Annotated in this window: 23 protein-coding genes; 15 read left to right on the forward strand and 8 right to left on the reverse strand. The window is 61.9% G+C overall.

Annotated elements, in window-relative coordinates:
* Positions 1-18: 18 nt before the first annotated feature.
* The 5 genes from lysA to argH form a co-directional block, all read right to left on the reverse strand.
* Positions 19-1,284, reverse strand: a complete 1,266-nt coding sequence (gene lysA, locus Q0844_RS08325; protein WP_299043790.1) for a diaminopimelate decarboxylase — start codon at positions 1,282-1,284, stop codon at positions 19-21.
* Positions 1,285-1,329: 45 nt separating this feature from the next.
* Positions 1,330-2,511, reverse strand: coding sequence for a sugar-transfer associated ATP-grasp domain-containing protein (locus Q0844_RS08330; RefSeq protein WP_299043792.1), 1,182 nt, complete (start codon positions 2,509-2,511; stop codon positions 1,330-1,332).
* 92 nt (positions 2,512-2,603) lie between these two features.
* Positions 2,604-2,921, reverse strand: coding sequence for a DUF2834 domain-containing protein (locus Q0844_RS08335; protein ID WP_299043795.1), 318 nt, complete (start codon positions 2,919-2,921; stop codon positions 2,604-2,606).
* A 3-nt stretch (positions 2,922-2,924) separates the two neighbouring features.
* On the reverse strand, positions 2,925-3,101 hold the full coding sequence (locus Q0844_RS08340) for a hypothetical protein (RefSeq protein WP_299043797.1): 177 nt from the start codon (positions 3,099-3,101) through the stop codon (positions 2,925-2,927).
* On the reverse strand, positions 3,098-4,489 hold the full coding sequence (argH, locus tag Q0844_RS08345) for an argininosuccinate lyase (protein WP_299043800.1): 1,392 nt from the start codon (positions 4,487-4,489) through the stop codon (positions 3,098-3,100). The genes Q0844_RS08340 and argH overlap by 4 nt, the downstream gene beginning before the upstream one ends.
* Positions 4,490-4,513: 24 nt before the next feature.
* On the opposite strand from argH, the gene Q0844_RS08350 reads away from it, so the two are divergent.
* From Q0844_RS08350 to Q0844_RS08365, 4 genes are all read left to right on the forward strand, one after another.
* Positions 4,514-5,080: a TlpA disulfide reductase family protein gene (locus Q0844_RS08350; protein ID WP_299043802.1), complete on the forward strand. Its 567-nt coding sequence runs from the start codon at positions 4,514-4,516 to the stop codon at positions 5,078-5,080.
* Between the two features lie 87 nt (positions 5,081-5,167).
* On the forward strand, positions 5,168-5,584 hold the full coding sequence (locus Q0844_RS08355; protein WP_299043805.1) for a hypothetical protein: 417 nt from the start codon (positions 5,168-5,170) through the stop codon (positions 5,582-5,584).
* Positions 5,585-5,759: 175 nt separating this feature from the next.
* On the forward strand, positions 5,760-6,149 hold the full coding sequence (locus tag Q0844_RS08360; protein WP_299043807.1) for a hypothetical protein: 390 nt from the start codon (positions 5,760-5,762) through the stop codon (positions 6,147-6,149).
* A complete protein-coding gene (locus tag Q0844_RS08365) occupies positions 6,146-7,075 on the forward strand; it encodes a sterol desaturase family protein (RefSeq protein ID WP_299043810.1) in 930 nt (309 codons plus the stop codon). The genes Q0844_RS08360 and Q0844_RS08365 overlap by 4 nt, the downstream gene beginning before the upstream one ends.
* A 97-nt stretch (positions 7,076-7,172) precedes the next feature.
* On the opposite strand, the gene Q0844_RS08370 is transcribed toward Q0844_RS08365, so the two are convergent.
* The 3 genes from Q0844_RS08370 to Q0844_RS08380 form a co-directional block, all read right to left on the reverse strand.
* Positions 7,173-8,237, reverse strand: a complete 1,065-nt coding sequence (locus Q0844_RS08370; protein ID WP_299043813.1) for a Hint domain-containing protein — start codon at positions 8,235-8,237, stop codon at positions 7,173-7,175.
* A gap of 155 nt (positions 8,238-8,392) precedes the next feature.
* Positions 8,393-9,310, reverse strand: a complete 918-nt coding sequence (locus tag Q0844_RS08375; RefSeq protein WP_299043815.1) for a lipid A-modifier LpxR family protein — start codon at positions 9,308-9,310, stop codon at positions 8,393-8,395.
* Positions 9,311-9,434: 124 nt separating this feature from the next.
* On the reverse strand, positions 9,435-10,466 hold the full coding sequence (locus Q0844_RS08380; RefSeq protein WP_299043818.1) for a helix-turn-helix domain-containing protein: 1,032 nt from the start codon (positions 10,464-10,466) through the stop codon (positions 9,435-9,437).
* Positions 10,467-10,528: 62 nt separating this feature from the next.
* Between Q0844_RS08380 and Q0844_RS08385 the strand changes: the two genes are divergently transcribed.
* The 11 genes from Q0844_RS08385 (at position 10,529) to Q0844_RS08435 (ending at position 19,721) form a co-directional block, all read left to right on the forward strand.
* On the forward strand, positions 10,529-10,774 hold the full coding sequence (locus Q0844_RS08385) for a DUF1272 domain-containing protein (protein WP_299043821.1): 246 nt from the start codon (positions 10,529-10,531) through the stop codon (positions 10,772-10,774).
* 16 nt (positions 10,775-10,790) lie between these two features.
* Positions 10,791-11,261: a protein tyrosine phosphatase family protein gene (locus Q0844_RS08390; protein ID WP_299043823.1), complete on the forward strand. Its 471-nt coding sequence runs from the start codon at positions 10,791-10,793 to the stop codon at positions 11,259-11,261.
* Between the two features lie 187 nt (positions 11,262-11,448).
* A complete protein-coding gene (locus Q0844_RS08395; protein ID WP_299043826.1) occupies positions 11,449-12,435 on the forward strand; it encodes an ABC transporter substrate-binding protein in 987 nt (328 codons plus the stop codon).
* 63 nt (positions 12,436-12,498) lie between these two features.
* On the forward strand, positions 12,499-13,281 hold the full coding sequence (locus Q0844_RS08400; RefSeq protein WP_299043829.1) for an ABC transporter ATP-binding protein: 783 nt from the start codon (positions 12,499-12,501) through the stop codon (positions 13,279-13,281).
* On the forward strand, positions 13,278-14,138 hold the full coding sequence (locus Q0844_RS08405) for an ABC transporter permease (protein ID WP_299043832.1): 861 nt from the start codon (positions 13,278-13,280) through the stop codon (positions 14,136-14,138). The genes Q0844_RS08400 and Q0844_RS08405 overlap by 4 nt, the downstream gene beginning before the upstream one ends.
* Complete coding sequence (locus tag Q0844_RS08410) at positions 14,138-15,400, forward strand: cytosine deaminase (RefSeq protein ID WP_299043835.1); 1,263 nt, start codon at positions 14,138-14,140, stop codon at positions 15,398-15,400. The genes Q0844_RS08405 and Q0844_RS08410 overlap by 1 nt, the downstream gene beginning before the upstream one ends.
* Positions 15,397-16,791, forward strand: a complete 1,395-nt coding sequence (locus Q0844_RS08415) for an FAD-binding oxidoreductase (protein ID WP_299043837.1) — start codon at positions 15,397-15,399, stop codon at positions 16,789-16,791. The genes Q0844_RS08410 and Q0844_RS08415 overlap by 4 nt, the downstream gene beginning before the upstream one ends.
* The gene (locus Q0844_RS08420; RefSeq protein WP_299043839.1) at positions 16,788-17,399 is read left to right on the forward strand and encodes an NAD(P)H-dependent oxidoreductase; all 612 of its coding nucleotides are present in this window, start codon (positions 16,788-16,790) and stop codon (positions 17,397-17,399) included. The genes Q0844_RS08415 and Q0844_RS08420 overlap by 4 nt, the downstream gene beginning before the upstream one ends.
* Positions 17,399-17,995 (forward strand): NAD(P)H-dependent oxidoreductase, encoded by a 597-nt coding sequence (locus Q0844_RS08425; RefSeq protein WP_299043842.1) that lies wholly within the window; start codon positions 17,399-17,401, stop codon positions 17,993-17,995. Before Q0844_RS08420 ends, Q0844_RS08425 begins: the two co-directional genes overlap by 1 nt.
* Positions 17,992-18,912, forward strand: coding sequence for a 2-oxoglutarate and iron-dependent oxygenase domain-containing protein (locus tag Q0844_RS08430; protein WP_299043845.1), 921 nt, complete (start codon positions 17,992-17,994; stop codon positions 18,910-18,912). Before Q0844_RS08425 ends, Q0844_RS08430 begins: the two co-directional genes overlap by 4 nt.
* The gene (locus Q0844_RS08435; RefSeq protein WP_299043848.1) at positions 18,909-19,721 is read left to right on the forward strand and encodes a creatininase family protein; all 813 of its coding nucleotides are present in this window, start codon (positions 18,909-18,911) and stop codon (positions 19,719-19,721) included. The genes Q0844_RS08430 and Q0844_RS08435 overlap by 4 nt, the downstream gene beginning before the upstream one ends.
* Positions 19,722-19,731: the final 10 nt, after the last annotated feature.

The raw sequence follows: 19,731 nt of genomic DNA on the forward strand, positions 1-19,731 counted from the left end.
ATATAGGCGCTGAACGGGTCAGAGCCACCTTGGAATGGTATCGCGATTTATGATTTCGTCAAAGGTGGGCCGTGCGCGGATCACCGCGTATTGATCGCCATTGACCAGAACTTCGGGGATCAGGGGGCGGGTGTTGTATTCACTGCTCATCACCGCGCCATAGGCGCCCGCAGACCGGAAGGCGACAAGATCCCCGGCACGTAGCGGCGGCATCATGCGCTGCTTGGCAAATGTGTCCCCGGATTCGCAGACGGGCCCGACGATATCATAGGGTGCCTGGTCCGTGCCCGGGGCCGGTTCGATGACGGGAATGATGTCGTGATAGGCCTCGTACATGGCGGGCCGGATCAGGTCGTTCATCGCCCCGTCGAGGATCAGAAAATCGCGGCCCTCTCCCGATTTGACATAGATGACCTCGGATACCATCAGACCGGCATTGCCAGCGATCAGGCGCCCCGGTTCAATCTCGACCTCACAGCCCAGATGTCCGACCGTGCGTTTGATCAGCGCGCCATAGTCCGTTGGCAGCGGCGGCGCCTCGTTCGACCGGGCATAGGGAATGCCAAGGCCGCCGCCCAGATCAAGGCGGCGAATGTCGTGGCCGTCCTCGCGCAGTTGCAAGGTCAGTTCCGCAACCTTCTGGTAAGCAAGCTCGAACGGGGCCAATTCCGTCAGTTGCGATCCGATATGCACGTCGATGCCGATCACATCGATATGTTCCATCGCGCCCGCCATGGCATAGACCTCGCGCGCCCGCGCGATGGGAATGCCGAACTTGTTCTCGGACTTGCCGGTGGCGATCTTGGCGTGGGTCTTGGCGTCCACATCCGGGTTGACACGGATGGTGATGGGGGCGCGGGCACCCACCTCACCTGCGACGCGGTTCAGGACTTCCATCTCGGGTTCGGATTCGACGTTGAACTGGCGGATGCCGCCGGTCAGCGCCATGCGGATTTCATCCGCCGTTTTGCCCACGCCCGAGAACACGATCCTGTCGCCGGGCACGCCTGCGGCCTTGGCGCGCGCGTATTCTCCGCCCGACACCACATCCATACCAGCACCGGCCCGGGCCAGTGTCTTGAGGATCGCCTGATTGCTGGCTGCCTTCATGGCGTAGCAGACAAGATGGTCCATCCCCTCAAGTGCTTCGTCAAAAAGGGTAAAGTGGCGCAGCAGCGTTGCCGTCGAATAAACATAGAACGGCGTGCCCACGGTGGCGGCAATGTCAGCCACCGGCACATCCTCGGCGTGCAGAACGCCGTCGCGGTACAGAAAATGATCCATGAGCGCCTGCCTAAATCAGCAGGCGCTCACCTTCAATGCGTCAGATCACTGTTTGCGATCCTTGATGCGCTCGCGGGCCAGCTGGTTGCGTTCATCGCTGATCTTTTTCGAATAGGCAGCGGCGGCGTCAAAGCGCGGCATGTGGTCCGGGTTCATTACACCCCGGCCCGTGGCAAGCTGGTAGAGCATGTGGAACGGGTTGGCGTTGCATTCGATGACCAGCGGGCCGTCCTTGCCCATGGCGATGTCCCAGCCGATGACCCCGAAGTCGGGGAACAGCATATGGGTGTCCGATGCCAGTTTCAGCACCTCGTCCCAATGCGGGATCTGTGCGCCCACGATGGGCTTTTCGCTGACCGGATGTGTGTCGATCCACTCGGCGGCCAGGCCGGTGCCGCGCTTGCAGCGGGTCACGACGCCGTCCGCGCCGATTTCTGCAATCATGGACCCCGCCTGCCAGAAATTGTCCGACATGGCCGAGGGGGACGGCAGCTTCCACACATGGTACAGCGGCGCCGCACCGTTTTCGTCGCGCAGCGTTACCACGCGCAGCGTGCCGACGGCCGGACCCGTGATCGAGGACAGCGCCGCGTGCTGGTCCACGGCGGATTGCAGGATGAACCCTTCGGGATAATCCTCGATCAGCTCGTGGGCGAAGCCCATCAGGTCCACCTCGCGCCCGTTGCCAAGCGTCAACATGTCGCCGCTGCACCCGGTGATCAGGGCCGACCCCACGCTTTGCGACCCTTCGCAGGGTTTGCCAAAGACGGGATAGACCGCGTCATGCGTCATGAAATCGGCAATGGCCTGCGGGTCGCGCAGAACCGGCAGCGTGCCGAAGGTGCGGTTGTCATGCACCACGGCCTGTGTCCGTGTCGTGGGCACGCCCAGACTGTCCAGAAGGGCGGAATACATCACCTTGTCGCGCACAAAGGTACGAATGGTTGTCAGGGCCTTGGGCGACAGCCGGTTGTTCAGCTTATAGCTGCCCGTACGCCCCACGAATTCCAGCTTGGCGGTCATCGGCAGGTCCGGGTTGAACACCCCCGTCGCATGATATTCGTCGCTGCGGATCTTGCCCGTGCTCCGGCGCAGTGTCCACATTTCGCGCAGCTGCCGGAACGGACTGACGCCATGGGCCTTGGCCACATCGACAATAGCCTGAGCCGCCGGAGGGATCGGATGTGCGGGTGGGGCCAGAAGGGCCTTGGGGGCTGTCTGTTCCATGAAAATATCTTTCCTCTGCTCGAACGCATTGTGCCTGCACGCGAAACAATACAAAGGAATGGGGCGAAATTAGGGCCTCGACCGCTGCAATTTTAGGTAACGGGCCGTGACCGCAGGAACAGGTACAGGGGCAGACCGCAACTGACCCCGATGCAGAACGTGGCCGGGATCGCAATCAGGGCGGACCAGTTCCGCCGCACCGACACTTCGGAGATGATCCAGACGGTCAACGCCACGGCCGCAATGGTCAGGTCCCAGACCAGCCCGCTGGTCGCGGTGTTCACGTGCCACGCATCGACCATCGCCATGATGTCCCACGTGTTCGCCTGAAACCAGCTGATGAAATAGTACATAGGGTGGATGGCGCCCCAAATGGCCAGCGCCAGAAAGATCATGCGAACCGGCGCCATATCTCAGAACAGGCTCACACCGACAGACAACGGTCCCCGGCTGACGCCGACCGTACCGCCCGCATGGACACCACCCGACCCGACGCCGATGTTCACACCGGCATGGGGCTGCACAGGCTCACCATCTGCACCGCAGGCCACCAGGGCCAGCAACGACAAGACACTCAAGATGCGGGTCATGCGATCACCTCTCTCCACCGGGCGACCTGCGCGCGCACCTGGGCGGGCGCGGTCCCTCCGTAACTTGTACGCGATGCAACGGAATTTTCCACGCTCAAAACGGTGAAAACATCCGCGGTTATGCCGTCATGCGCCGTTTTCATCTGGTCCAGGGTCAGATCCGGCAGGTCTTTGCCTTCCGCTTCGGCCAGCGCCACAAGGCTTCCGGTGATGTGGTGCGCATCGCGGAAGGGCAGGCCCAGCACCCGCACCAGCCAATCGGCCAGATCGGTCGCCGTGCTGAAACCTGACCCGGCCGCTGCGGCAAGGCTGTCGCGATTGGCCGTCATGTCGCGCACCATCCCGTCCATTGCCGCCAGCGCCATCATCCAGTTGTCGGCAGCGTCGAACACCTGTTCCTTGTCTTCCTGCATGTCCTTTGAATAGGCCAGTGGCAGCCCCTTCATCACCATCATCAACGCCGTGTTTGCCCCAAAGATGCGGCCCACCTTGGCCCGGATCAGTTCGGCGGCATCCGGGTTCTTTTTCTGCGGCATGATCGACGACCCGGTCGAGAACCGGTCCGACAGGGTGACAAAGCGGAACTGGGCCGAGGACCAGATCACCAACTCTTCGGCAAAGCGGCTCAGGTGCACCGCGCAAATGCTGGCCGTGCTCAGAAACTCCAACGCAAAGTCGCGGTCGCTGACCGCATCCAGCGAGTTGGCGGCGGGCCGGTCAAAGCCCAACGCCTTGGCCGTCATCTGCCGGTCGATGGGGAAAGATGTGCCTGCCAGTGCCGCAGCGCCCAGCGGGCTTTCATTCATCCGCGCCCGCGCATCGCGCACGCGCGACAGGTCGCGGCCAAACATTTCGACATAGGCCATCATGTGATGCCCCCAGGTCACGGGCTGGGCGGTCTGCAGATGGGTGAAACCGGGCATGACCCAACCGGCCCCCACCTCTGCCTGATCCAGAAGGGCCGCGATCAGCGACAACAGCGCGCCCTCGGCTGCATCGAACTGGTCACGCACCCACAGCTTGAAATCGGTCGCCACCTGATCGTTTCGGCTGCGCCCCGTGTGCAGACGCCCGGCAGGTGCGCCAATGACCTCTTTCAACCGCGCCTCCACATTCATGTGGATGTCTTCAAGTGCCGTCGAAAACTGAAACGTGCCCGCTTCGATTTCTGACAAGACCGTGAGCAGCCCTTCCCGGATCGCCTCCACATCCTTATCACTCAGGATGCCGGTGGCGCCCAACATGGCGGCATGGGCCCGCGAGCCTGCTATATCTTGGGACGCCATGCGCTGGTCAAATCCGATCGAGGCATTAATTGCCTCCATGATCGCATCGGGACCTGCCGCAAACCGGCCCCCCCACATTTCATTCGCGGTTTTGTCGGACATGAACGTGCCACCTTGAGGAAGATGATGAAAAAGCTTGTTACCGCAGCCCTCTACATGGCCCTGAGCGTGGGCGCAATTCCTGCCCTCGCCGACACGTCGGCAGCCGAAGCCCTGCGCGACGGCGACATGAAGAAACTGATCTTCCACAGCACGCCCGAAGCAGTGTCGAAGCAATCCTTCGACCTGGCAGACGGCGCAGGCACAGCCACGCTGGCCGACTACGAAGGCAAGCATATCCTGGTGAACTTCTGGGCCACATGGTGCGCGCCCTGCCGTCACGAGATGCCGATGCTGGCCGAACTGCAAGCAGAATTTGGCGGCGACGATTTCGAGGTGGTCACCATCGCCACGGGCCGCAACAACCCCGCCGCCATCCAGAAATTCCTGGCCGAGATTGACGCCACGAACCTGCCCCGCCACCAGGATCCCAAGCAGAAGCTGGCCGCCCAGATGGGCATCTTCGGCCTGCCCATCACGGTGATCATCGACCCCGAAGGCCGCGAGATCGCCCGCCTGCGCGGCGATGCGGATTGGTCGTCGGACAGCGCCAAGGCGATTATCGCAACGCTGATCGGGGCCGAAAGCAGCTAGGCTCAGGACCCGTCTTGTGAAGGGGCGATGCGGCAGCTACCCTTGTCCGCACTGCCTTTTGTCCTGTCCAATGCGCAAGTCCGACATATGCCAGTCTGGTATCGCCCTGTCCCGGGCCAGCCCCTGTTTCACGTGATCTATTCCGGTCACATCACATTGAATGACGTTCTGGGGTTCTTTGACACGTTCGAGATGGATTTCCGGCGTCATCCCGACTTTGACGAATTGTGTGATGTGGGACAGGTCACCACGATCGATTTCGAAGATCGTGACGTGCAATCCCTGTTCGCACTGGTGGTCGGCATCTATCGGCGCAACGCCTGCCGCAAGCGGATTGCCTTCGTTGGCGGCAATGACAGTGTGCGCCCGGTGTTGGATCAGATGATCAGGCGCTTTGACATAGACTATCCAAATGTGCGGGGCCGGCTGTTCGATACGCCGGAACAGGCTCACGACTATCTTGGTCTGCCTGCTGCCTTTGTGCCAACCAAAGGGTTGCATTAGAGGCAAAGCCGCCCGCGCGTACTGTGCATTTCCTGAAATTTAACGAATTTTAACAAAGCCTTGCGGTTACCCATGGGTAACCCCACGCGCCCCACCGTGCGCTCTGGCTGACGCCACGCAACACTTGACCTTGGCCCGCGCAGTCCGCTGAATTGCAAGCAGGGAGGATCAGGCCGTGCCATTGCACATCCTGTTGATTTTGGTTGCGGGCGGTATCGCGGGCATCGCGCTCGCGCTGCACCTGCTGGGCCTGTCGCAGGCACCGGCATTCACCCGTTCAACGGCCCGTGCTGCATGGCTGCGGGCCCGCCCGGACGACACCGTCTTGGATGTGGTGCTGACGCGCGACGGCCGCGCGGCCAGGATCACCACGGATCATGGCGCGGGCCTGCTCTGGCAGATGGGGGCCGACAGTTGCGCCCGGCTGCTGACGGGCCAGGAAACGCTGCGCATCAAGGACCGGCACGCGACCCTCCTCCTGGGGGATTATGCGGCCCCCCGGGTGCGCCTCTCCCTGTCGCCTGAAGACGCGAAAGACTGGCAGGATTGGATTGCAAGGACATGATGGCTGACCTCACCTACCCCGACGTCGTGCAACTCGCCGTCCCCTTCTTCATCGCCGCGATCGCCATCGAACTCGCCTGGATCGTGATCAAGGGGCGCGGCGGGCGGTATGAAACCCGCGACGCCGTCACCTCGCTGATCATGGGCGCGGGCAATGTCGCCTCCGGCATCCTCTTGGGGTTCATCGCCTGGGGCTTTTTCATGTGGCTCTGGACCATCACTCCGATTGATCTGGGCACAAGCATCTGGATTGTTCTGCTCTGCTTTGTGCTCGATGACCTGCGCTACTACTGGGTGCACCGGTTCGGGCACCGCATCCGCTGGGTCTGGGCCAGCCACGTGAACCACCACTCGTCCCAGCACTACAACCTGACCACGGCACTGCGACAGACCTGGACCGGCTCCTTCACCTTCATGATGGTGGTGCGGGCACCTCTGATCCTGCTGGGCTTTCACCCGGCCATGGTGCTGTTCGTCGGTGGCCTGAACCTGATCTACCAGTTCTGGATCCACACCGAAGCCATCGGCAAGCTGCCCCGCTGGGTCGAGGCTGTGATGAACACCCCCAGCCATCACCGCGTGCACCACGGGCGAAACGCGCGGTACCTGGATGCCAACTACGCCGGCGTGTTCATCATCTGGGACAGGATGTTCGGCACCTTCGTGCCCGAACTCGACAGCGAAAAACCGGATTACGGGCTGGTTCAGAACCTGGGCACCTTCAACCCGATCCGCGTGGCGTTCCATGAATGGGTCGGCATCTGGAAGGACATCACGCAAAAAGGCCTGACTCTCAAGGACCGGGTGCTTTACGCCGTGGCCCCACCGGGTTGGAGCCATGACGGCTCACGCGATACGTCCGAACAGATCAAGGCCAAACACCTCGTCCGCACGCCCGAGGACAAAGGCACCGCCGGGTTCACTTGAGCCTGTTCTTCTGGCCGAAAATACTTCGGGGTGTTTGAGGGGCAGAGCCCCTCATTCCCAAAAATGAATCGTGTCGCGCGCACGCGCGTCCGTCGGATCACGCCACGTGATTGAGGATCGCCGCCTCGCTCGAGCTCAGGTTCCGTCGGGCATAGCTGCCATAGGTGTGCGGATCCAACTCGAGGTTCGGCATCGCCGCAACCAGCCGCGCCCGGTCATTGTCGTTCAGCATCGACAGCGCCGTGCTGGCGGGATGGAAACTCTCGGTCTCGACACCGTTGGCCCGCAGCACTTCGTGGCGCGGCAACAGCAGGTGCACATAGGTGACAGACCGGGCCTTCAGATCGACGGTGATGTTCGAGCCGTTCACCAGATCCTTTGCCGCCACCAGCACTTCGGGTGTGTTAAAGAGATCGCGGGCCACGTCGCCCCGGACCAGCATCCGATGTTCGGGCGACACCAGCAACTCCTGATCGGGGCGTTCCACCCCCAAAGCGCCGGTGGCGATCCGGATCGGGCGCAACCGCGGCAATGCAAAGAGCCGTGCGCCGGTCATGCGACGGCTGCCCGTCCACAAGATCTCCTGAGCGCCATTGTCCTGTGTCTGGACCTTGTCGCCTTCGCGCAATTCCTCGATCAGGCGCGGGCCGTCCGGCGTGTCGATGCGGGTGCCGGGTGTAAAGCAGATCACGCCGCCCCCACCGTCCGGCGTCGGATCGCCCTGTGCGGTGTTGATGGTGTGATGCACCACCCAAAGATCTGTTTTGCGCGGCGGGATGTCATCCAGAAACATCAGCAAAGGCGGCGCACCGCGCCCCACTTCGATCAGGGTGACGGTGTAGCTTTTGGCCCCGTCGGTCACCACAAAACTGCTGTCGGTCATCAGCGCGTCCGGCTCTGCCGTATCAGGTGCCAAGGGGGTGTTGTCGACCGCTGCGCCAACCAGCCTGTGCACCATGCGCGCCGCGCGGCGCCGAATTGCATCTTCTCCGTTTGCCCTGTCCAAGCGCAATACATCTTGCGGACCATCGACCCGTACGGCGTCCCCACGCCAGGCCCATGCTGCACCCACCGTCAGCGACGGCAAGGGCGCGGCCTCGAGACCGTCCACTTCTGTTTGCGACCAGGAGATGACAAACGTGCCTCGAAAGCCCGTTTCCATTGCCTGTATGCCTGCCTTGTCTTTTTTTATTAACGATAGGTTAACAAGCGATTTCTCGCCTGTGAAGTCCGGAATTGTATCAGATTCCAGTGTGTTGCATGTCGAACATCACGTAAATTGAGACATTTGCCTGACGTAAGACGATTCAACGTAAACTAGAAGGGAACGCGCCAACGGATCGCGCCGACGATTTGGCCTTCGTCCTGACCGTCGAATTCCTCGCCCAGATAGGTGAGCCCGTAAAAGCCGGTGATCCCGGTTTCGCTGCGCCACATGACGCCGGCCCGCACACGTTCGCGGGTGTCCTCATGGGTGATGCCCCGCTCGGCCGGCAGGAATTCACTGTCCGTCACACGGGCGATGTCAGCCCCCAGAACAAAGCTGAAGCCGGTCCAGTCGCCCTGCACCACGCGGTAGCGTTGCCCGCTGACCCCGTCCCGCACAAGCAATTCCCCCCGGCCCAATGCGCCGTAGGTAAAGTCGACGCCCGCGCGCACCATGGTCTCGACCCCGGCGCGTGCCTCGACAAAGGGGCGGATCGACGACGCCTTGCCGATGTCAAAACTGCGGCCCGCCTCGACCACCACGTTGGGCAAGATATCGTTTTCGATCTGCGCATCGCGCACCGCGTCGGACGGGCGCACGATGTTGAACGTGTCGTGGAAGGCATCCTGGAATTCATCCAGCCGCGTTTGCGGCCCCAGGAACACGATGTCACCGCCCACGGAGTATTCCATCGGGCCGCGCGTGAAATGGGTGTGCAGGCCCACGGACAGCGCACCCGCATAGGGCCTGTCACCCGGTGCCGGGGTGCGGATGTCGTCGGGTGCAATGATCTCTGCCGCCAGACGCAATTCCAGCAGCTGGCCGAACCCGGTGGGCGCCACGCCGTCCCAGTCCGGACCCCAGACACGCGAGGACTGGAACCCGCCCGTGCGCCACCTGTCTTCGCCGTCGCCGAAGAAGTCATTGGTGATCAGACGGCCATAGCCCAGGCGTTGACGGTCCTGCGCATCCGCAAGATCCGCGAGGCAAAACGTTGCGCAAAGCGCAACGGCCAGTGTTTTCAGCATCAGGATGCCCCGATAAGTGTGCCCCCCCGGGCTGGTCCGGCATATCGCAACCAGCGGTGGTTTGCCTAGTGCCGTTTGGCCACACTGTGTGAAACTTGACCATCGCGTGTGCCTCATTTCTGCCCTACTTGACGGGCTGATGCGCCAGCGCTGCGACTTGGGGCGTGGTTCTGAAATTTTGCCGGTACTCTGCCGGCGACACCTTGATCCCGCGCCAGAAGGCCCTGCGCATGCGGTCTTCGTCCCCGAACCCGCACCGGTCGGCCACCTGTTTCAAGCTTTGATCCGTTGTCTCAAGCAGATCCTGCGCCATTTCTACGCGCATCGCTTCGACGGCCTTGGCCGGGGTCAGGCCCATGGTTCTGGTATAGACACGCGCAAAATTGCGCGCGCTCATCCGTGCCTGTTCCGCCAATGTGTCTACCGTCAGGTTGCGACGCAGATTGTGCGACATCCAGGTGTGCAGCGCATCGAATTGCCCGGCACCGTCCTGCGCCTGACGGTTGAGCACGGGGCTGAACTGCGATTGCCCGCCCGATCGCACCATCTGTGCCACCATGGATCGCGCCACGGCCATGGCCGACGTCCGCCCCAGATCCTCGGCCACGATGGCCAGTGCCATGTCGATGCCCGCCGTGATCCCCGCCGAGGTCCAGACCGGTCCGTCCTTGATAAAGATCGGGTCCATTTCGACCTGCACCTGCGGAAACTCGTCCGCCAGCATCTTGCAATCGTCCCAATGCGTCACGGCCCGCCGCCCGTCCAGCCATCCGGTCGCGGCCAGGATCAGCGCGCCAGAGCAGACCGAACAGACACGCTGCGCCGTGCCTGCCAGCGTTTTTGCCGCCGCGACCAGCGCGGCGTCCTTTCTGCCCGGGATGGCCCCATCGCCCCCCACGACCACCAGCGTGTGAATATCCCGGTCCACCACATCGCCAACGGCGACCGTCGGGATCGTCAGCACGGTATTTGTCAGCGTCGCCGCACCGGCGACCGAAGCCACGAGGCAGGTGTATCCCGGCCCGCCTGCCCGGGCATCCGGCGCGTGGCTGAACACCTGCAACGGTCCGACAAGGTCCAGCAAGACGATGTCGGGGTAGACCAGAAACACCACAAGCCTTTGCCCGGTGTCTGTTTTGGCAGTTTTTACAGTCATATTGGCATTTCTGCCAGATCATCCCACGCTAATCTAGCGGCATGTGATGAAAGGAGCGTGTGATGCTTGTTCTGAAACCCAATTGCGAATGCTGCGACAAGGATTTGCCACCCACCGCGCTGGATGCGCGCATCTGCACCTATGAATGTACCTTTTGCGTCAGCTGTGTGGAAACGCGGCTGGGTCATATCTGCCCTAATTGCGGCGGCAATTTCGTACAGCGTCCCATCCGGCCAGAACCGATGTTGCGCAAGGACCCCGCCTCGACCCGCCGTGTGACGAAACCGCACGCCGTCTGTGCACAGTGAAGACCGGAGCCACAGCATGACTGACCTGCCCCATATCCTGAATTGGCGCCGGATCACCCCGCGCATCACCACTTCTGGTCAGCCTAGCGCGCGTGAACTGGCCGAGATCCGCGCTCTGGGCGTGACCCACATCATTAATCTGGGCATTCACAACACGGAAGGCGCGTTGCCGGACGAGGCCGGGACCGTTGCGGACCTCGGGATGACCTATGTCCATATCCCGGTCGACTTCGTGGCACCAACGGATCAGGATTTCGAGGATTTCGCAGCCGCGCTTGCGGCGCTGCCGGACACAAAGATCCATGTCCATTGCATTTACAATGCCCGGGTCAGCGCGTTTTTCTATCGCCACGCGCAGGACGATGCGCGCGCAGCCGCCTTTGACACCATGGACAGCATCTGGAGGCCCGGGGACGATTGGGCCGATTTCATTGGTGACCCGAAGGCCAAAGGTCAGCCCAACCGCTATGCCGGAGACGACTACTGACCCCGTGCTGAACCATCCGCCCCACCAAGCGCGGCTTTTTTTTTCACCGCAATGCCGCATTTTTGGGCGGAAACCCGCCTGAAGCTGGGCCACAGTGGTGTTGCCCGGCCCTCTTGTCTTTCTTTCGGTTCGCCAAGTCGCATTCTGTTTTTCCATGTGATGCCAAACCACAGGGGAGACGTCTTTCATGCAAAAACTTGCGCTTACAACGGCCTTGGCCGTATTGCCCTTTGCCGCCATGGCACAGGACCTGACACCGGTCACATTCGGCACCAACTGGCTGGCCCAGGCGGAACATGGCGGGTTCTATCAATCCGTTGCCGATGGCACCTATGCCGCGTGCGGGCTGGACGTCACCATCGTGTCGGGCGGTCCACAGGTGAACAATCGGGCCCTTCTGCTGGCCGACCGCATCCAGTTCCACATGGGCGGCGACATGTTGCAGGCCTTCAATGCCGTTGCCGAAGAGATTCCGGTGGTGGCCGTGGCCGCCATCTTCCAGAAACACCCGCAGGTCATCGTGGCGCATCCGGATGTCACCAGCTGGGACGCATTGAAGGACAAGACCCTACTGATCGGCGACAATGGCTATTCCAGCTATTACCAGTGGATGATTGCCGAACACGGGTTCACGGCCGAACAGCGCCAGCCCTACACCTTCAACCCTGCGCCGTTCATCGCCAACACCGACACTGCCATGCAAGGCTACCTGTCATCAGAACCGTACCTGGTTGAGAAGGAGGCCGGGTTCAAACCCAACGTCTTCCTGATCGCCGACAATGGCTATTCGTCCTATGCCACCACGATCGAGGTGATGCAGGCCACGATCGACGAGACCCCCGAGCAGGTCGAATGCTTTGTCGATGCGTCGCTGACCGGCTGGTACAACTACCTTTACGGCGACAGTGCCGCGGCGGACGCCCTGATCCTTGAGGCCAACGCCGACATGACCCAGGACAAGATCGACTTTGCCAAGAACATGATGCGCGACGAAGGCATCGTGGACAGCGGCAAGACGCTGGAGCTGGGCATAGGCGCGATGTCGGATGAGGTCATCGGTGACTTTTACCAGAAGATGGTCGATGCTGGCGTGATCGGCGCCGATCTTGATTGGAAAGCGGCCTATACGCTCGACTTTACCAACAAGAAGGTCGGGATCGACATCAAACCCTGATCCGCAACACCGTTCGGAAAGAGCGTCCCCGGGTTTGCGGACCCGGGGCAACCGGAGTGTGAGATGGCGCAAATCGCCCCCTTTGCCGCGCGCGATGAGTTGATGCGTGTGAATGCCGTGGACAAGGTGTTTCCCGGTGACGTGCAGGCGCTGCGTGCCATGTCGCTGACCGTCCGCGAGGGCGATTTCATCTCGCTTTTGGGGCCGTCGGGCTGTGGCAAGTCCACCGCGTTGCGCCTGATCGCCGGCCTGTCCGAGCCAACGGCGGGCCGTATCGAATGGGCCAGGCCACGGGCGCAAGGCGATCTGGGTGTGGTGTTTCAGGAACCCACGCTGATGCCCTGGGCCACGGTGGCGCAGAACGTCTTCCTGCCCTTCCGGCTTGAGGGGAAAACCTATGCCACGGTGAAGGACGATATTCTTGAGGTGTTGAAACTGGTAGGGCTGGAGAAGTTCCAGAACGCCTATCCAAGGGAACTGTCCGGCGGCATGAAGATGCGCGTGTCCATTGCCCGCGCCATGGTCACGCAACCCAAGCTGATCCTGATGGACGAGCCGTTCGCCGCGCTGGATGAGATCACCCGCTTCAAACTGAACAACGACCTTCTGGAGATGCAGGCGCGCATCGGGTGCACGGTGATCTTCGTCACCCACTCGGTCTTTGAAAGTGTGTTCCTGTCGGATCGCGTCGTCGTCATGGCCGCCCGTCCCGGACGCGTGATCGAGGAGTTGCACGTGGACGAACCCTATCCCCGGGGCGAGGTGTTCCGCACCTCGGCAGAGTACGTTGCGCATTGCCGGGCCGCGTCGCAGGCGTTGGAGCAGGCGTTGGAGGCCGCCGCATGAGCGTGACAGGCCTGGACCAACCGGCCACCGCAACGGTCGACGCGGAAGAGGCACGCCGTGCCCGTGCCCGCCGCATTGAAAAGACCGCGCGCTGGCTGCTGCCCTTGCTGGTCATGGCGCTGATGATCTGGATCTGGGACCGCATCGTGGTCTGGAACGAGATCCCGCATTTCATCCTGCCCAGCCCTGCCCGTGTCTGGGGCAGCCTGACAGGGGATTGGGCGATCCTGTGGGACAGCGCGCTGTTGACAGGTCGCATCACGCTGATGGCGTTGGTCATTGCCGTTGTCGGCGGCGCGGGCCTTGCCATCCTGTTCAATCAGAACCGCATGTTGGAACTGTCGCTGTATCCCTACGCCGTGATCCTGCAAGTGACACCCGTGGTCGCGATTGCGCCGCTGATCTTTATCTATGTGGAAAGCAAGACGGTCGGCATGTTGTTGTGCGCCTGGCTTGTGGCGTTCTTTCCGGTGCTCAGTTCCACGACTTTGGGCCTGAATTCGGTTGATCACAACCTGCGCGACCTGTTCCGCATTTACGGGGCAACCCGGTGGCAGCGGTTGTGGATGCTGCAATTGCCATCGGCCCTGCCCTATTTCCTGGGCGGGTTGAAGATTGCCGGTGGTCTGTCGCTGATCGGGGCCGTGGTGGCCGAATTGGTGGCGGGCACGGGCGGTGTGGGCACGGGCCTTGCCTTTCGCATTCAGGAAGCGGGATATCGGTTGAACATCGCCCGCATGTTTGCCGCGTTGGCCATTGTGGCCGCCATGGGCGTGTTCATCTTTGCCGCCCTGTCGTTGCTGTCCCATATGCTGCTGCGCAAGTGGCACGAGAGCGCCATCAAACGGGAGTATTAATGGACTTTCGCGCCCTGCCCAGCGGACCCATAACCCTTGCAAATGTCACCGTGCCTGCCTGCCTTGTCGGGCAGGAGGGCGATCTGATCCTTACAGACCTGCATGTCGCCGAGGGACGGTTGACAGACATACCGGGCGCCCGCGTCGACATGGCCCGCGCCATGGTCCTGCCCTGTTTCACTGACATGCATGTACATCTGGACAAGGGGCACATCTGGCCCCGTGCCGCCAACCCCGACGGGTCTTTCCCCGGGGCCCTTACCACGGTGCGCGCCGATCATGCCAACTGGTCCGCGAAGGATCTGCACGCGCGGATGGAGTTCGGCCTGGCCTGCGCCTATGCCCATGGCACCCGCGCCGTGCGCACGCATCTGGACAGCATTCCGCCGCAGCCACAGATCACGTGGCCCGTTTTTGCCGCGTTGCGGGACGAGTGGGCAGGACGCGTCGACGTGCAGGGGGTTTGCCTGATCGGGTGCGACCACTTCTCGGAAGATGGTGATTTCCGTGTGACCGCCGATCTGGTGGCAGAGCATGGCGGCGTGCTGGGCATGGTCACCTACCCGGTGCCGGACCTGCGCGACCGGCTCGAAGGGTTTTTTCGGCTTGCCGCTGCGCGTGGTCTGAACGTCGATTTCCACGTGGACGAGACGATGGACGCGTCATCGGAAACCCTGCGTCTGATCGCAGAAGTTGCGATGCAAACCGGCTTTGACGGCCGGATCGTCGTAGGCCATTGCTGTTCGCTGTCCACCCAAAATGAGGCGCGCGCCATGGACACGCTGGATCTGGTGGCACGCGCAGGCATCCATGTGGTCAGCCTGCCGATGTGCAATCTTTACCTGCAAGACCGCCACGCGCACCGCACTCCACGGGGACGCGGTGTCACGCTGGTGCACGAGATGAAGGCACGCGGCATCCCCATTTCCTTTGCGTCTGACAACACGCGCGATCCGTTCTATGCCTATGGCGATCTTGATATGCTCGAAGTCATGCGGCAGGCGACGCGCATCGCGCATCTGGATCATTCAAGCACCGATTGGGTCACCTCCTTTACCACACAGCCGACCGACACGTGCGGGTTTGACGCACAGGGGTTGAGCCCCGGCGACCCTGCCGATCTGGTGATCTTCAAGGCCCGTGAATGGACCGAACTTTATGCCCGACCCCAATCTGACCGCATCGTACTGCGGAATGGCACCGCCATCGACCGCACGTTGCCCGACTATGCAACCCTCGACCACCTGTGGGAGACATCATGAACCTTGACGCCGCCAAAGCCGCCCTTGCCCATCTGGACATTGATGAGAAGGAAACGAGTATCCGCGCCGCCTCGCGCGATTTCTTCTGGTACTCGCCTGTGCTCAAGGATCGGCTCGACCATGTGGTGGCGGATTTTGTGGTGCGCCCAAGGAACGAGGCCGAGGTGATCGAAATCCTCAGGGTCTGTTACCAACACGACGTACCTGTCACCACGCGCGGCGCGGGCACGGGCAACTACGGACAGGCCATGCCGCTTGAGGGTGGGTGCGTGATGCACCTGCGCTGGATGGATCAGGTCAAGGAGGTGCATCCGGGCCGTGTGATCGTCGAGCCGGGCTGTCTGCTTAAGGATCTTGATTCGGTGTGCAAGGAACAGTCAGGGCAGGAAATTCGCATGTTTTCCAGCACATGGGCGACCGCGACCATCGGTGGCTTTATCGCCGGTGGATCGGGCGGCGTGGGCTCGTGCACATGGGGATCCTTGCGCGATCTGGGCAACATCATCCGCCTGCGCGTGGTCACGATGGAGGAAGAGCCGCGCGTCCTTGAGTTCCGCGGCGAGGAACTGGCCCGCGTCAGTCACGCCTATGGCACCAACGGGATCATCACCGAAATCGAAATGCCGCTGGCCCCCGCTTATGACTGGGTCGAGATGTTCGTGAAGACCACCGACTTCATGGCTGCCGCGCGTTTTGCCGAGGATCTGGCGAATGAGGACGGCATCCTGATCAAGCTGGCCACCGTGTTCGAAGCGCCGATCGCCAAGGACTATTTCCAGCGCGTCGCGCGCCATGTGGAGGCGACCGACAACCTGATCGGCCTGATGGTCGCGCCCCATTCCATGGACGGGTTCGAGACGTTTCTGGGCCGCAGGCCGGAGATGGACCTGATTTACCGCAGCGATGATCACACCTGGGACCGTGCGCCCGGCATGGTCTTTGAGTATGGCTGGAACCACACGACGCTACGCGCGCTCAAGGTCGATCCGTCGATCACCTATTTGCAAGTGCGCTATGGCTACCCCCAACATCTCGCCCTGATCGAGAAGATGCGCGATGCCTTGTCACCAGAGGTGTTGCAACACCTTGAAGTGTTGAAGGAGGGCGGCAAGGTCATGTTTGCGGGGTTGTCCCTTGTCAAGTTCACCACCGAAGAGCGGCTGGACGAGATCGTGAAGATGCACGAGGACGCAGGCGCGATGATCTTCAACCCGCACCGCTACACGTTGGAGGAAGGCGGGCGGCAGACCGTGGATGACCGGCAATTGCGATTCAAGCAGGAGGCGGACCCCAAGGGCTTGCTGAACCCCGGCAAGATGATCGCATGGGATGATCCCGATTTCGATTTCGCCAAGATGTATGCCTATCCCAAGATGCAGATCGCCGAATGACACGCGCGCCGACCGTCCCGGCAGAGCCGCAGCACGCGCTTGTCCTTGCCGCGCACCCAGTGCCGGACAGCTTCAACGCGGCCCTGCATGCGCAGGTGGTTCAGTCATTGCGTGGCCGCGGTTGGACAGTGGATGATTGCGATCTTTATGCCGAAGGGTTTGATCCGGTGATGTCCGAAGCCGACAGGCGCGGGTATCACGACGTGCCGGGCAATACCGGCCCGGTTCAGAACTATGTCGACCGTCTGCGCGCCGCCGACGCGTTGATCATGGTCTTTCCCGTTTGGAACTTCGGCTATCCTGCGATCCTGAAAGGGTTTCTGGACCGGGTGTTTTTGCCAGGCGTGTCGTTCCGGTTGGACGATGGCAAGGTCGTTCCGAACCTGACACGTATCCGGCGTCTTGCGGCGGTGACCACCTATGGCGGCACGCGTCTGCGGGCGATGCTGTGCGGTGATCCGCCTCGTAAATGCGTGACGCGCGCCGTCTGGCATGTGTGCCGCCCGCGCACCACCAAATACCTTGCCCTATACGACATGAACCGGGCCAGCGATGCAAAACGCCGTCAATTCCTGGCCCATGTCGGAGATCAACTAAGGACCTTCTGATGCGTGCGCTTATTGTTTTTTGCCACCCGAAAGAGGACAGTTTCAACGCCGCCGTGCTGAGCACGGTCACAACCCAGCTGGACAAGGCAGGCGTCGAATATCGCCTGCGGGACCTTTACCGGTCGAATTTCATGCCCGTGCTGACGGCGCATGAATTGGACTGTTATCTTGACGAGACCTGCAATGCCGATCCTGTCGCGCAGGACGTGGCAGACGTGCAATGGGCGGATGCGCTGATCTTTGTCTATCCGACATGGTGGTACGGGTTGCCCGCGATGCTCAAGGGGTGGCTGGACCGAGTGTTGTTGCCCGGCGTGGCCTTTATCATGCCGCAGGGTGACGGCGACAACATTCGCCCGGGCCTGACCCACATCAAACGACTGGGGGTGTTCACCACCTGCGGCGCGTCCTGGTGGTTGACCACGCTGATCGGGTCGCCGGGCCGCAAGATGCTGACGCGCGGCGTGCGGGCCATTTGCGCCAAACGCTGCCGCACTGTCTTTGCAGCGCATTACCTCATGGACAGCTCGACAGATGCGTCCCGTGCACGCTATCTCAGACAGGTGGCGGCACGGATGGAGAGGCTGACGGCATGATACCCGTTCTGGACTGGACAGAGGTGCGCAACGACCGCCCCGCCTTTACGGCCAAGCTGGGCCAGGCGGTACGCGAAACCGGTTTCTTCCTGCTGTCCAATGCCGATGTCCCTGCTGATTTGCGGTCAGACGTTCTGCGGCTGGCTGATCAGTTCTTTGACCAGCCCCGCGCGGAAAAGGCCAAACTGTCGATCCTCGACACCCCGCATTTTCGCGGATGGGGCAAACCGGGCGACGAGTCGCTGGATGAAACGCGGCCTGAGGTGGATACGAAGGAAACCTTTAACATCGGGTACGATCTGGCCCCTGACGATCCGCGCGTCCTTGCCAACGAACCCTTTCGTGGCGTGAACCGCTGGCCCGAGATCGCGGGCTTCAGTGCCACGATGCTGGCCTATTACGATGCGTGCCAAGCGCAGGCCTCTGCCCTGCTGAGCATAATGGCAGATGACCTGGGCCTGCATGTCGATCACTTTTCCGACCTGTTTACCGAACCGCTGTCCGCCATGCGCCTTTTGCATTACCCACCCGCGACAGGGGCGGAGAACGAGATCGGGGCCGGGGCGCATACGGATTACGGTGCGATCACATTGCTGATGACCGACGGTGAACCTGGCCTTCAGGTGCGCCCGCGCGGAGGCGACTGGATTGATGTGCCGCATGTGCCCGGCGCCTATGTCGTCAATATCGGAGACTGCCTGATGCGGTGGACAAACGACATCTATGTGTCGACCCCGCACCGTGTTCTGCCCCCCAAACGCCAACGCCGATCCGTCGCGTTTTTCTGCGAAGCCAATCCCGATGCGCTGGTCGCCGCCCTGCCCGGCACGGGCCCGGCCAAGTACCCGCCGATCCGCGCCGCCGACTACCTGGCCTCGCGGCTCGCGGCCACCTATGCCCCGAAGGATACCGAATGAGCGCACGCGATTGGGCCGACCTGAGGATGCCCGAGTTCGAGAATTTGAACCCTGACCGGACAATTGTGATCCTGCCCACGGCCGCCATCGAACAGCACGGGCCGCATCTGCCGGTTGGCACGGACACGCTGATTGCCGAGGGGATGCTGGACGCGCTGCGCGCCGCATGCCCCGCTGATCTGGATCTGCTGATCCTGCCCGTGCAGGCCGTCGGCAAGTCCAACGAACATCTGTGGGCCGCCGGGACCTGCACCTTGACCGCCGAAACCGCCCTGCGGGCCTGGACCGAAATTGGCATTTCCGTCGCCCGCGCAGGTCTGAAAAAGCTGATGATCATCAACTCGCATGGCGGCAACCTGGATCTGATTTCCATTCTCAGCCGCGAGTTGCGGGTGCAGGCCGGGATGCTTGCCGTCAAGGCGCAGTGGGGATCGTTTGGGGCGCCGGAGGGCCTGTTCAGCGATCAGGAAAACCGGTTTGGCATCCATGGCGGCGACAGCGAAACCTCCCTCATGCTCGCCTTCCGCCCTGACACCGTGGACATGGATGCTGCGCGTAATTTTCGATCCAGCGCGGAAACATCTGCCATTTCGCCGATCGGGCCGATTTCCTATGGCTGGATCGCGTCCGATCTGTCCGGCAGCGGTGTCGTGGGCGAAGCGCATCTTGCAACGGCCGAAAAAGGTCATGCGCTGGCCGCGCATCAGGCGGCGGGATGTGTGGCGCTGGCCCGCCAAATGGTAGAGACGCCTGTGCCTGCAGCACCGGCCGTGCGGCCCGTGATACATCCACCCTCGCATTCGTCTTGAACGTCTGATG

It is taken from the genome of uncultured Tateyamaria sp. (assembly GCF_947503465.1).
In the GTDB taxonomy this organism is placed as follows: domain Bacteria; phylum Pseudomonadota; class Alphaproteobacteria; order Rhodobacterales; family Rhodobacteraceae; genus Tateyamaria.